The sequence below is a fragment of the Zymobacter palmae genome, assembly GCF_003610015.1.
Classification (GTDB): Bacteria; Pseudomonadota; Gammaproteobacteria; order Pseudomonadales; family Halomonadaceae; genus Zymobacter; species Zymobacter palmae.
Map to the genome: position 1 here is coordinate 836,574 of NZ_AP018933.1, position 11,625 is coordinate 848,198.

General features: G+C 59.7%; 8 protein-coding genes. 6 read left to right on the top strand and 2 right to left on the bottom strand.

Annotated features, from left to right (window positions below):
- Nucleotides 1-3 precede the first annotated feature (3 nt).
- The 3 genes from aroB to ZBT109_RS03745 all read left to right on the top strand — a co-directional run bounded on the left by aroB (nt 4) and on the right by ZBT109_RS03745 (nt 7,296).
- Nucleotides 4-1,113, top strand: a complete 1,110-nt coding sequence (gene aroB, locus ZBT109_RS03735; protein WP_038279635.1) for a 3-dehydroquinate synthase — start codon at nt 4-6, stop codon at nt 1,111-1,113.
- 201 nt (nt 1,114-1,314) lie between these two features.
- Nucleotides 1,315-5,766, top strand: a complete 4,452-nt coding sequence (gene gltB, locus ZBT109_RS03740) for a glutamate synthase large subunit (protein WP_027706234.1) — start codon at nt 1,315-1,317, stop codon at nt 5,764-5,766.
- Between the two features lie 96 nt (nt 5,767-5,862).
- The gene (locus ZBT109_RS03745) at nt 5,863-7,296 is read left to right on the top strand and encodes an FAD-dependent oxidoreductase (protein ID WP_027706235.1); all 1,434 of its coding nucleotides are present in this window, start codon (nt 5,863-5,865) and stop codon (nt 7,294-7,296) included.
- Nucleotides 7,297-7,477: 181 nt separating this feature from the next.
- On the opposite strand, the gene ZBT109_RS03750 is transcribed toward ZBT109_RS03745, so the two are convergent.
- A complete protein-coding gene (locus ZBT109_RS03750; RefSeq protein WP_027706236.1) occupies nt 7,478-8,698 on the bottom strand; it encodes an NAD(P)/FAD-dependent oxidoreductase in 1,221 nt (406 codons plus the stop codon).
- A gap of 168 nt (nt 8,699-8,866) precedes the next feature.
- Here ZBT109_RS03750 and hemB point away from each other — a divergent pair, with 168 nt between their 5' ends.
- The 3 genes from hemB to ZBT109_RS03765 all read left to right on the top strand — a co-directional run bounded on the left by hemB (nt 8,867) and on the right by ZBT109_RS03765 (nt 11,253).
- Nucleotides 8,867-9,841: a porphobilinogen synthase gene (gene hemB / locus ZBT109_RS03755; RefSeq protein WP_027706237.1), complete on the top strand. Its 975-nt coding sequence runs from the start codon at nt 8,867-8,869 to the stop codon at nt 9,839-9,841.
- Nucleotides 9,842-9,935: 94 nt separating this feature from the next.
- A complete protein-coding gene (locus tag ZBT109_RS03760) occupies nt 9,936-10,778 on the top strand; it encodes a 5'-methylthioadenosine/S-adenosylhomocysteine nucleosidase (protein ID WP_038279639.1) in 843 nt (280 codons plus the stop codon).
- 64 nt (nt 10,779-10,842) lie between these two features.
- Nucleotides 10,843-11,253 carry a hypothetical protein gene (locus ZBT109_RS03765; RefSeq protein WP_170144681.1) on the top strand — a complete coding sequence of 137 codons (411 nt, stop codon included), beginning with the start codon at nt 10,843-10,845 and terminating at the stop codon, nt 11,251-11,253.
- A 3-nt stretch (nt 11,254-11,256) separates the two neighbouring features.
- Here the strand turns inward: ZBT109_RS03765 and ZBT109_RS03770 are convergent, their stop codons facing one another.
- Nucleotides 11,257-11,580 carry an isochorismate lyase gene (locus ZBT109_RS03770; protein WP_027706238.1) on the bottom strand — a complete coding sequence of 108 codons (324 nt, stop codon included), beginning with the start codon at nt 11,578-11,580 and terminating at the stop codon, nt 11,257-11,259.
- Nucleotides 11,581-11,625 lie beyond the last annotated feature (45 nt).

Sequence of the window (11,625 nt, forward strand, 5' to 3'; positions counted from 1 at the left end):
GTCATGCAAACCCTGATGGTCGAATTGCCTGATCAACGCCAGTACCCGATTCACGTGGGCAGTGGCCTGCTGGATGACGGCGATACCTATGCCCGCTATATCGTGGGCAAACAGGTCATGATTGTGACCAACGATGTCGTGGCACCCCTTTATCTCGATAAAGTGCGGGCCCAGCTCGAAGCGCGCGGTTTCGGTGTCCACCATGTGATCCTGCCTGACGGCGAACAACACAAGACCGTTGAAATGGTCGAGCGCGTTTGGCGTGCACTGCTGGAAATCAACAGCAACCGCCGCGTCACGATCATCGCGTTGGGCGGTGGTGTCATCGGCGATATGACCGGGTTTGCCGCCGCCTGCTATCAGCGCGGCGTGGCCTTCATCCAGATGCCAACGACGTTGCTGTCGCAGGTCGATTCCTCCGTTGGTGGTAAGACCGGTGTCAACCATCCGCTCGGCAAGAACATGATCGGTGCCTTCTGGCAGCCGCGCGCGGTTATCATTGACATCGACACGCTGGCCACGCTGCCGGCGCGTGAACTGTCCTCCGGGCTGGCTGAGGTGGTCAAATACGGATTTATCCGTGACAGCATCTTCCTCGACTGGCTCGAGAACCATATGAGTGCACTGCGTGGTCTTGATCCCACCGCACTCCAGCACGCCATCCTGACCAGCTGCGCCATCAAGGCGGACGTCGTGGCCGAGGATGAAACCGAGCAGGGCGTTCGTGCGCTGCTCAATCTTGGCCATACGTTCGGCCACGCCATCGAAAACCACCAAGGCTACGGTAACTGGCTGCACGGTGAAGGCGTGGCTGCAGGTACGGCCATGGCCGCTCACTTCTCTCAGGAACTGGGATATCTGACCGCTGCCGAAGTTTCCCGTGTGGAAACCGCTCTGATCTCTGCTGGCCTGCCGACCCATGCGCCACAAGGCATGAGCACCGAAAGCTTTATCTCGCTGATGCGCCGTGACAAGAAGACCCTCGATTCAGGCATCCGCCTCGTGTTGCTGAAGGCACTGGGTGAAGGCTGCATGGAAGAGGGCGTCGATGAAGCGCGCTTGCGCGCCTTCATTGAGGCCTATCCGCGAGATACGCTCACCATCAGCGCCTGATTCCTCTACTGCTGCGGTAGAGGGCCTTCCCTCAACGCTCGCCGTTCTTCGGCGGGCGCTGTGCGCTCATCACTCATCACCGGCGATCCCACTTGTCGCGGGTGATGCCGTGCGCTGGTGTAGAGCATAACGACAATGACGGATCTGCTCGCGTCTCGAAATGGCGTGGCAGGAAAGTCCGCACAAGCAAGAGGCTCATACATGACGCAACGTCTTCATCGCTCGTCAGAGTTCAGAGACAACTGCGGTTTCGGCCTGATCGCCCATATGGAAGGCCAGGCCAGCCATGAACTGCTCGACGCGGCCATAGATGCACTGGCCTGCATGACCCACCGTGGTGGTATCAACGCCGATGGCAAAACCGGAGACGGTTGCGGGCTGCTGATTCGCATGCCCGATGTCTTCATGCGCGCCATTGCTGAAGAATCGTTCGGTGTCACGCTGGGCGACCAGTATGCCGTTGGGACGATTTTCGTCGGCAACAGCGATGCCCAGAGCCGTGCCGGCTGCGCGGCCATCGAGCGCAACCTTGGTCGCTACGGGCTGACCTTGATCGGTTGGCGTGACGTACCCGTAGACTCCTCCGTCTGTGGTCCGCTTGCCCTTGATGTCATGCCGCGTATCCGCCAGGTGTTCGTTGCGCCGGCAGAAGGTCGCGAGAGCGACACGCTGTTCATGGTCGATCTCTACCGTGCGCGCCGTATGGCCGAACAGGAAATGGTGGCCGACGAGGACTTCTACGTTTGTTCGCTGTCGCCCAAGGTCGTGTCCTACAAAGGCCTCGTGATGCCGAAGGACCTGCCTGCGTTCTATGCCGATTTGAGCGACTCGCGTGTCGAGACTTCCATCTGCGTATTCCACCAGCGCTTCTCGACCAACACCGCACCGCGCTGGCCGCTGGCTCAGCCGTTCCGTTTTCTCGCCCACAATGGTGAGATCAACACTATTTCGGCCAACCGCAACTGGGCCAACGCGCGCCGCGACAACCTAGTCAGCGAGCTGCTGCCTGATCTGAACGAGCTGGACGAACTGGTATCCACCAATGGTTCCGACTCCATGAGCATGGACAACATGCTTGAGGTGTTGGTGACTGGTGGCATGGAACTGTACCGTGCGATCCGTCTGATGGTGCCGCCTGCGTGGCAGAACGCTGAAACGATGGACGTCGAGCTGCGTGCCTTCTTCGAATACAATTCCATGCATATGGAAGCGTGGGATGGTCCGGCGGGTCTAGTGATCACTGATGGTCGCCACGCCGTCTGTACGCTTGACCGCAACGGCCTGCGTCCGGCGCGCTGGGTGATCACCGACAACGGTTTCATCACGCTGGCATCCGAAGTTGGGGTCTACGACTGCAGCCCTGAGCGCGTCATTGCCAAAGGGCGTGTCGGACCGGGCCAGATTCTGGCGATCGACACTCAGACGGGTGAAATGCTGCAGACCGACGACGTTGATGACCGTCTGAAGTCCGCTCACCCGTACCGTGAATGGTTGCGTGAGAGTGCGCGCTATCTGGAGTCGACGCTGACCGAAGAAAGCCTCTTCGAGCCGATGAATGCCGATGATCTGGTGCGCTACCAGAAGATGTTCCTCGTCACTGCCGAAGAGCGCGATCAGGTACTGCGGCCGCTGGCGGAAACGGGGCTCGAAGCCGTTGGCTCTATGGGTGACGACACGCCGATGGCAGTGCTGTCTCGCCAGCCGCGTCTGCTGACCGATTATTTCCGTCAGAAGTTTGCACAGGTCACCAACCCGCCGATCGACCCATTGCGCGAAGCGATCGTGATGTCGCTGGAAACCTGCTTAGGGGCCGAGCGCAACTTGTTCGATGCCACCGAGCGTCACGCTCATCGCCTGATTCTGACGTCGCCGATCCTGACTCGTCAGAAATTTGAGGCGCTGACGACGCAGCAGGACAAGGCGTTCCGTTCCCGCACTATTTCTCTTTATTACGATGAAGGCATCGGCCTGAAGGCTGCCATCGACCAGCTGTGCGAGCAGGCGGCCGATGCGGCCCGTGGCGGTGACGTTATCGTGGTGCTGTCCGATGCGCACATGGAAGAAGGTAAGCTGCCGATCCATCCGGCACTGGCCACCGGTGCTGTACATAGCCGCTTGGGTCGCCAAGGGCTGCGTACGCGCATCAACCTGATCGTCGAAACGGCCTATGCGCGTGACTCTCACCATATGGCGGTGTTGTTTGGGTCTGGGGCGACGGCGGTTTACCCGTATCTGTCGTACCAGATTCTGACGCGCATGCAACAGGAAGGCGAAATCATCGGCGACCCAGCGGACTGCCGTGATAACTATCGCCGTGGGCTGCAGAAAGGCCTGCTGAAGATCCTCTCGAAGATGGGGATCTCGCACATTGCTTCTTACCGTGGCTCGATGCTGTTCGAAGCCGTGGGACTGGCAAGCGAAATTATCGACGACTGCTTCCCTGGCATGGCTTCTCGCATCGAGGGTGCCGGTTTTGCCGAGCTTCAGATGCAGCAGGCACTGCTGGCCGGCGAAGCGTGGTCATCACGCAAGGCGCTGCGTCGCGGTGGGCTGCTCAAATACGTGCACGGCACGGAATACCATGCCTTCAACCCTGATGTGGTCAAGACCCTGCAGGCCGCTGTGCAGCATGGCGACTATGAGCAGTGGAAGGAATTCGCACGTTTGGTCAACGACCGTCCGGTCATGACGATCCGCGATTTGTTCCGTCTCAAGCCCGGCCAGCGCCCGATCTCGCTTGATGAAGTCGAGTCGGTGGAATCGCTGCTGCCTCGCTTTGACAGTGCGGGCATGTCGTTGGGGGCACTGTCGCCTGAGGCGCATGAAGCGCTGGCGCAGGCCATGAACGAAATGGGGGGCCGCTCCAACTCCGGTGAAGGTGGTGAAGACCCTGTTCGCTATGGCACCGTCAAACGCTCCAAAATCAAGCAGATCGCTTCCGGACGATTTGGTGTGACGCCCGCTTATCTGGCCAGCGCCGATGTTCTGCAGATCAAGGTGGCGCAAGGGGCCAAGCCGGGCGAAGGCGGGCAGCTGCCGGGCAGCAAGGTCAACGGCCTGATTGCACGGCTGCGCTATGCTGTGCCGGGCGTGACGCTGATCTCGCCGCCGCCGCACCACGATATCTATTCCATTGAGGATTTGGCGCAGCTGATCTTCGACCTCAAACAGGTCAACCCGCGTGCGCAGGTGTCGGTCAAGCTGGTATCCGAGCCGGGCATTGGGACGATCGCATCGGGTGTTGCTAAAGCCTATGCGGACCTGATCACCATTTCTGGTTATGACGGCGGTACGGCCGCCAGCCCGATCACCTCCATTCGTCATGCGGGTTCGCCGTGGGAGCTGGGGCTGCCGGAAGTGCATCAGGCGCTGCGTACCAACGGCCTGCGCCACAAGATCCGCCTTCAGACGGATGGTGGTCTGAAGACCGGGCTAGACGTGGTCAAGGCCGCGATCTTCGGGGCAGAAAGCTTCGGTTTCGGTACGGCACCAATGGTGGCACTTGGGTGTAAATACCTGAAAATCTGTCACCTCAACAACTGTGCGACGGGGGTAGCGACGCAGCATGAGCAGCTGCGCCATGAGCACTTCCGTGGCACCGTCAACATGGTCAAGCACTACTTCCACTTCATTGCGGAAGAAGTACGCGAAATCATGGCAATGCTGGGCATTCGTCGCTTGACTGACCTGATCGGTCGTACCGATCTGCTGGAACGCATCGAAGGCGACACACCGCAGCAGAAGCGTCTTGATCTGACTCCGCTGCTGCTTAACGATGAAATCGATCCGCATGCTCCGCAGTTCTGCACCTTGACGCGCAATGCACCGCACGACAAGGGGCTGAAGAACCGCGAGATGTACGAAACGATGGCCAGTGCCATTGCCCGTCGTACAGGCGGCGAGTTCTCGTTCACCGTCACCAACTGCGACCGCTCCGTCGGGGCGCGTGTGTCCGGTGAAATCGCACGTCGCTATGGCGAAGAAGGTATGGACGAAGCACCGCTTGACGTGCATCTGCGCGGTGTCGTCGGCCAGAGCTTCGGGGTATGGAACGCTCGCGGGCTGAACATGTACCTCGAAGGCGATGCCAACGACTATGTCGGTAAAGGTATGAACGGCGGCAAGCTGGTCATCACTCCGCCAGAAGGTAGCCGCTTCGAAAGCCGTGAGACGGCGATCATGGGCAACACCTGCCTTTACGGCGCGACCGGCGGCAAGCTGTTCGCCGCAGGAACGGCTGGCGAACGTTTCGGGGTACGTAACTCCGGTACGCATGCCGTGGTCGAAGGCGTAGGCAACCACGGCTGCGAGTACATGACTGGCGGTATGGTCTGCGTACTGGGGCCGACGGGCGTCAACTTTGGGGCGGGCATGACCGGTGGTTTTGCCTATGTGCTGGATGAAGACCGCGGCTTCGTGGATCGTTATAACCATGAGCTGGTCGAAATCTGCCGCCTCAGCGGTGAAACGATGGATGCCTATCGTCGTCACCTGCGTGAAGTGATCGAAGAGCATGTGGCCGAGACGCACTCGGCATGGGGCCAGTGGATACTGGATGACTTCAACGCGTATCTGCGCCATTTCTGGCTGGTCAAACCGAAGGCCGCCAGCCTGCACGATCTGCTGAAGCAGCCGAGTCGCGGCGCTCAGTAACGGCAGCTCCGGCACGGTGGTGTCGGAGAGCATAATGGCAGGCAGTGCCTGTGGGCGCTGCCTCTCGACGGATGCAGAATCGAAAGAGGTTTTCTCATGGCCGAACGTCTTGCCAACAATTTTCAGTTTATTGATGTAGGTCGGCACGATCCCGAGAAGAAAGATGCCCGCCTGCGCGCTCGCGACTTCAACGAGATCTACGCGTCCTTCCGTCCGCAGGATGCGTCCAGTCAGGCGCACCGTTGCCTAGGCTGCGGCAACCCATACTGCGAGTGGAAATGCCCGGTCCACAACTACATTCCCGACTGGCTGCGATTGGTCAGCGAAGGCAACATCCTTAAGGCTGCCGAGCTGTCTCACCAGACCAACTCGCTGCCGGAAGTCTGTGGTCGTGTGTGTCCGCAGGATCGCCTGTGTGAAGGGGCCTGTACGCTGAACGATGGCTTTGGGGCCGTCACCATTGGGTCGGTAGAGAAGTACATTACCGAAACCGCTTTTGCGTTGGGCTGGCGTCCTGACATGAGCAACGTGCGCTGGACGAGCCGCCGCGTTGCCATCGTCGGTGCTGGTCCTGCCGGGCTGGCCTGTGCGGACGTACTGGTACGCAACGGTGTACGTCCGGTCGTTTACGACCGTCATCCAGAAATCGGCGGGCTGCTGACCTTCGGGATTCCCGAATTTAAGCTCGAAAAGACCGTGATGACGCGTCGCCGTGCGATCTTTGAAGACATGGGCGTTCATTTCCACCTCAACAGTGAAGTGGGACGTGATGTCAGCTTTACCGATCTGATCGAAGGCTATGATGCGGTCTTCATTGGTACCGGTACCTACAAGTCTATGACCGGTGGGCTGCCGGGCGAAGAGCTGCCGGGTGTGCACAAGGCGCTCGACTTCCTGATCAGCAACGTCAAGCACCGCTTGGGGTTGGGAACGGATGTCGAGTACCTGTCGATGCGCGATAAACGCGTCGTGGTGCTGGGCGGTGGCGATACCGCGATGGACTGCACGCGTACGGCGATTCGTCAGGGCGCGGCTTCCGTGACCTGTGCCTATCGTCGTGATGAAGCGAACATGCCGGGTTCACGCCGCGAAGTGAAGAATGCGCGTGAAGAAGGCGTCGAGTTCAGCTTCAACCGCCAACCGATCGCGATCGAAGCGGGGGCTGACGGTCAGGTGACGGGTGTCCGGGTTGTCCAGACGCGCCTGGGGTCACCGGATGCAGAAGGGCGTCGCGTCGCGGAAGTCATCCCTGGCTCTGAAATGGTGATGCCAGCCGATGCTGTCATCGTCGCCTTTGGTTTCCAGCCACACGATACACCGTGGTTGGCCGAGCACGGCATTGATGTGGACAGCCGTGGTCGCGTGGTGGCATCGGTACAGGAAAACGTGGGTGGCCCGCTGGCGTATCAGACCACCAATGACAAGGTGTTTGCCGGTGGCGATATGGTCCGTGGTTCCGATCTGGTGGTGACCGCCGTGCATGAAGGACGCGTAGCGGCCAGCAGCATTCTGGACTACCTGAAGGTGTGATTCACGGCATGCATTTTGCCCCATATCACCGGTGAGGTTGTGTATCGTTCACCCGCCTGAACAGGTTCTGACTGGCGGGTGAGCGATGTTTTAGACAGAAAGGCAGACTCCATGAGTCTGCCTTTTTTTAGCTGCGCCTTCATTTGAGCGATGCACGCGGTGGTCGATGCTCTGACCTGATTTACGCTTTCAGCAGCGCTTCTGGGCGGCCGCTGTCGCGTGTGTTGATCACTTGGCGCGCTAGGGTCAGACCGGCTTCGCTATCGTCGATATTGATAAGGACGACTCCTCGTAAGGTGCTGTCATCGTCGGCGTAGTAGATCACCCCGCACGGGGTGTTACCGGGGGCGGGCGGCGTCTTCCAGTGGCAGATGAGCTGCAGGTCGGTACTCATGTGGCCGATGCCCTTCAAGTCCAGCCCGAACAGACGGGTATAGAAGTAAGGTGTATGTGTATAGGCCTCGGACGCACCCGCCATGTTGCGTCCGGCGCAGTGCCCCATCTGCTGGGCGTTGTCCACGTGTTCCACGCGCTGCCGTCCTAGCCTGCTGTCGGGGTAGAAAGCGATATCGCCTGCGGCGAATACGGCGGGGTCGGAGGTCTGTAGGTGCTCGTTGACAGTAATGCCGTCGTCAACAGCGAGGCCGCTTTGATAGGCCAGTTCGTCACACGGGGCTATCCCGGTGCACATCACCGCAACGTCGGCGCTGATGTCCGAGCCGTCTTCCAATACTAGCGATATGCCGTCTTCGCTTTCATCACCCTGTAGCGCATGATTCTCGCTGAGCATGTCCACGCCGTGGGTGCTGAAGGCGTGCTGTAGCCATGTGCATAGCTCGGGAGGAAAGCGGTCGATGCCAGGCTGTGGTTGAGAGAAGACCCATTGCACCTGTACGCGTTCCTGCTGGCACAGCGCCGCGGCAAGCTCCATGCCTAGCCAGCTGCCACCTACGACGACGGCGTGCAGAGTGCCGTCGGTGTGGCTCCACGCGCGCAGCACACGGTAGTCGGAGACCGTGCGGAAATAAAGCACGCGCTCACTTGGTGGTAGCCGTTGCAGAGTGGGCTTGCCTCCAGTTGCCAGCAGTAGGCGGCCATAGTGAAAGCGGGCACCGTTACTACAGCGGACCGTACATTTGTGTCGGTCCAGTTCGACGACATGATGTTGAAGGTGGAGGTGGGCATCTGCATGCTGATCGGGACGCATCCATATCTTCTGTAGGCTAAACGCGGGATCGAGCCACAACTTCTTCGACAGGGCGGGGCGGGTGGCCGGTGGATCGATGTCATCGCCGATAATCCCGATCGAACCGTTCTTGTCGCGCTCACGGATGCCCTGAGCCGCGCAGGCGGCCGCCATACCTGCGCCAACGATGAGGTAGTCGTAGTGCTGTGCGCTCACGGTAGTTCTCCTTTGTCCGGCTGATGGCATAACGGCGATGTACTGCTCTGAATCGCGTCTTTTCTGCGACAATCCTTGGCGAAATGGAGCAGTTATGGCATGACTCGCGTATGATATTCAGCATAGAGCACACTGCTGACACTCGCCTGATGATGAAAGGAGCGCATCATGTCCAGCCGTTTCCCGACCACTCGCCTTCGCCGTTTGCGTCGCACGCCAGCCCTGCGCGATCTGGTCCGTGAAAACACACTGAGTGCCGAACATCTGATCTATCCCATCTTCGTCGAAGAGGGGCTGGATGAGCCTCAGCCCATTAATGGCATGCCGGGCCAGTACCGCATTCCCGAAAGCCAGTTGGCCGATGAAGCGCGCCGTCTGGCGGCACTGGGGCTGCGCAGCATCATGCCGTTTGGCGTATCGCACCACAAGGATGATATCGGTAGCGATGCATTGTCGGGCACTGGGCTGCTAGCGCGTATGACGCGTACGATCAAGGAAGCCGCGCCGGAACTGGTGGTTATTCCCGACATCTGTTTTTGCGAATACACCACTCACGGCCATTGCGGTGTCATCTGCGATGATCACGTCGACAACGACATCACCATCGCCAACCTCGGGCGTCAGGCGGTGATCGCGGCCGCCGCAGGGGCTGATATGGTGGCGCCGTCGGCAGCGATGGACGGTCAAGTTGCGGCCATCCGCGCGGCCCTTGATGACGCTGGCTTCTCCCATGTGCCGATCATGGCCTACTCGACCAAGATGGCCTCGTCGTTCTATGGTCCGTTCCGCGAAGCGGCGGGCAGCACGCTGAAGGGTGACCGTAAGGCCTATCAGATGGATCCGATGAACGGGCGCGAGGCGCTGCGTGAATCCTTGCAGGACGAAGCCGAAGGGGCGGACATCTTGATGGTCAAGCCCGCGATGGCCTATCTGGACGTGATGGCCGACATCCGCCGCCACAGCCTGTTGCCGCTCGCGGCCTATCAGGTCAGCGGTGAATACGCGATGATTAAGTTTGCGGCGCAGGCTGGTGTTATCGACGAGCGTGCGGTCGTGCGGGAATCGCTGGGCGCTATGCGTCGTGCGGGAGCAGATCTGATTCTGACCTATTTCGCTGCGCAGCTGCTGGAAGAAGGGCTGTAGGCCACTGGCAGGTATCTTCATTCTTCATGGGCCGCTGCGTGCACCGAGGGTGACGGGCGGCCGATCATCATCCTGATCAGGCGAGGGACTAAGCGTGTCGATCAGCACCGTAGTAAAAGCAGGGCTGTGCTGTGCCACTCTCATGGGCGCTGGCGTGGCCGCCGCTGCACCGCAGCAGGCTCCGATTGTCGTGCAGGGCGCAATGAGCTCTGAAATCGATACCTTGATCAAGCAGCTCAAGGACGCCAAGCCAATGACCATCGGCAAGTGGCAGTTCTGGCAAGGGCAGCTTGATGGCTATCCGGTTATCGTGTCCAAAACGGATATCGGCATGGAAAATGCCTCGGCGGCGACCGCGCTAGCCGCAGCCACCTTCCATCCGGTAGCGATCATCAATCAGGGCACCGCCGGTGGGCATGATCCTGAGCTGCACAATTACGATATCGTGATCGGTAAGGAATCCATTAACATCGGCAGCTTTAAGACCCCGTTCAAAGCGCGCGGTGAAGGCACGCATGCCGACACGTGGGCCCCGATGGATCTGCTGACCGAGGAAGAAGACACCAGCGACAAAATCGTCGACAAGCCGATGAGAGCGTTTCCAGCCGATACCGGCTTGCTGAAGGCCGCGCACCGCGCCGCTGAGCACTATTCTCGCGGTAAGGTGGTTGATGGTGTCATTGCTTCTTCTGATGTCTGGAACAACGAGCTAGACCGCATCGCCCTGTTCCATCAGCAGTACGGGTCGTCGATGGAAGAGATGGAAACCGCTGCGGCTGCACAGATCGCCAGAGGATTCAACATTCCGTTCATGGGCGTGCGCGTCATCACCAACAATGCGACCAACGGTTCGCAGTTCGAACCGGCAACGTCTGAAGCCAGCCAGCTGTTTACCACGGATATCGTCAAGGCGTATATCCATCAGTTGAAGCGCTAAGTCTGCGGCACGTCGGACGTGCTGTCGCTAGAACGCCACCTTTGTTCGAGGGTGACGTTTTTTTATGGTCGATGAAAAGGCGCGAGACGAAGATGGGGCGGTGCACATTTGCATGGCCCCGTGCTATCGGGCGTCATACGCTACCCGCTACCCGCTACCCGCTACCCGCTACCCGCTACCCGCTACCCGCTACCCGCTACCCGCTACCCGCTACCCGCTACCCGCTACCCGCTACCCGCTACCCGCTACCCGCTACCCGCTACCCGCAGAAGCAGAAGCAGAAGCAGAAGCAGAAGCAGAAGCAGAAGCAGAAGCAGAAGCAGAAGCAGAAGCAGAAGCAGAAGCGCCCAAGTGGCCAGAAGGGAGTGTCGATAACATCGGGCTATCGGGCGCTGGCTCTGCTTTATGTGGACTGTGGGCAAGTGTCGTGCTGTCAGGGTCGATCGCTAGCGTTTGCTGCCGAGCTATGCGGTAGGGGTTATAGGGCGCTGTCGTTCTGAGACGGTGGGTGTTGTTGGTGCCAGTAGAGGGTCTGCTGGGTGATGTACCACTGGATGAGCTGGGTGAAGAGGTCATGCACAAAGGTGCCGTCCAGCTGATGTTCTTCCGCCCACTGCATGCGCTTGGGCAGCATTGCTCTGACGCGTTCAGGGGCAGGGATGCTGGCGGCATCGGGCTTGAAGTACGAGGCGGCCAGTACGTAGTGCATACGTTCGGCCAGCTTCAGGATGATGTCATGGTCAATGCGGTCGATGGCCTGCCGGATATCGGTCAGGCTGCGGCAGGTGATGGGTGTCTGCATGGGAAGCCTCCAGTACCGCGTGGGAAGGGAAGTGGCCGGTCAGAT